The organism is Lamprobacter sp. (assembly GCF_034860625.1).
GTDB lineage: Bacteria > Pseudomonadota > Gammaproteobacteria > Chromatiales > Chromatiaceae > Lamprobacter.
On record NZ_JAYESN010000467.1, the window covers coordinates 1 to 1,642 of the forward strand.

Below are 1,642 nucleotides of genomic sequence, written 5' to 3' on the forward strand. Positions count from 1 at the left end.
CCTATAAAGAGCAGTTGACTCTTGCCCAACCCAGCCTAAGCTGCTGAAATCCATGCACAAGGAGGTGCTTATGAACGCTCTTTCTCTTCACCCATCGGGTGCGCCGCAAAAGGCCCCCGAATCCGAGTGCCGAGCCCTGGTTCCAGCCGAAGGCCCAGTGGTCGTCGACACCTTCGGCGGGCGCGTACATGTGGAGTGGAACGCCGATGCGGCGCTCACTCCACTCGGGCAGCTGCCGTTCTTCGCCGAGTATCTGAAGGTCAGCGGGCTGTTCGATACCTGGGTCGAGCAGTGTCCACTGAGCTGGACCAGCCCCAATGCCCCGCTCAAGCGCGATGTGCTCGGCACCGCGGTGCTCTCCGCCTTGTGCGGCCACCAACGCTATGCCCATATCAGCGCCCTGCGCGGGGACAGTGTCAACGCACCGTTGCTCGGCATGAGCAAGGTGGTCAGTGAAGATTCGATTCGGGCCGCGCTGAAGAAGCTCGATGAGACGGCCGGGGTTGCTTGGCTGCAGCGTCACCTGCTCTCCGTCAGTGAGCCGCTGCTCAGCGAGCCCTGGATTCTCGACGTCGATGTCACCGTCAAGCCACTCTATGGTCATCAAGAAGGGGCCGTCATCGGCTACAACCCGCACAAGCCCGGACGCCCCTCGCACACGTACCATACCTATCTGGTCGCTAATCTGCGCCTCGTGCTCGAGGTGGAGGTCAAGCCCGGCAATCAGACCCATTCCAAGCATAGCTCGCCCGGACTCTGGGACCTGCTCGAGCGCATCGGGCGCGCGCGCTGGCCAGCGCTCATTCGCGGTGATCGCGACTGGGGCACCGAGGCGAACATGCAGCGCTGTGAGCAGGAAGGCTTGCCGTACCTGTTCAAGCAGCGCCTGACCAAAGGCACTAAGCGCCTCATTGAGCGCCTGCTCAGTGAGGCCGACTGGTGCGATGCCGGACAGGGTTGGCAGGGCGCCGAGGCACAGCTGCGCCTGAGCGGCTGGAGCCGCTCACGCCGCGTGGTGGTGCTGCGCCGACGCCTCAAGGACAAGGACAACGACATCGCCCTCGAGGCCCCGGATGAGTCCGGGCAGCGACGCCTGAGCTTCACCGAGGTCGAGGAGAACGTGCGGCTCTACGAGTATGCGGTGCTGGTCACCTCGCTGGACTCGGAGATTCTCACCATCGCCGGGCTCTACCGCGACCGCGCCGATTGTGAGAACAATTTCGATGAGCTCAAGCACCACTGGGGCTGGGGCGGGTTCACCACGAGCGATCTGAAACGCTGCCGATTCATGGCGCGTCTCACCGCACTGGTCTACAACGGGTGGAACCTCTTTGCCCGCTTGGCCGAGCCAGACAAGCATCTGGAGGCCATCACCAGTCGTCCGCTCCTGCTCAATGCTCCAGCGCGGCAGATCAACCACGGGCGTCAGCGCCGCCTGGTCATCAGCCATCAGCATGCCGAAGCCGATTGGGTCGAGCGCGCCTGTCGCAACCTGGCGGCCTTCCTCAGAGGGCTGCGCTTAACTGCGGAGCAGTTGACTCCCACTCAACGCTGGTACCGCATTCTCTCGCGGGCGCTGCGAAAGTACCTCCAGGGGCGTGAATTGCAGCCGCCTGCGCCGTTGCCGGCCCCGGCCTAGGCC

Annotated in this window: 1 protein-coding gene; it reads left to right on the forward strand. The window is 64.0% G+C overall.

The annotated features are described in order from the left end of the window. The first annotated feature begins 70 nt into the window (after window positions 1-70). Window positions 71-1,639, forward strand: coding sequence for a transposase (locus VBE63_RS28895; protein WP_323686427.1), 1,569 nt, complete (start codon window positions 71-73; stop codon window positions 1,637-1,639). Window positions 1,640-1,642: the final 3 nt, after the last annotated feature.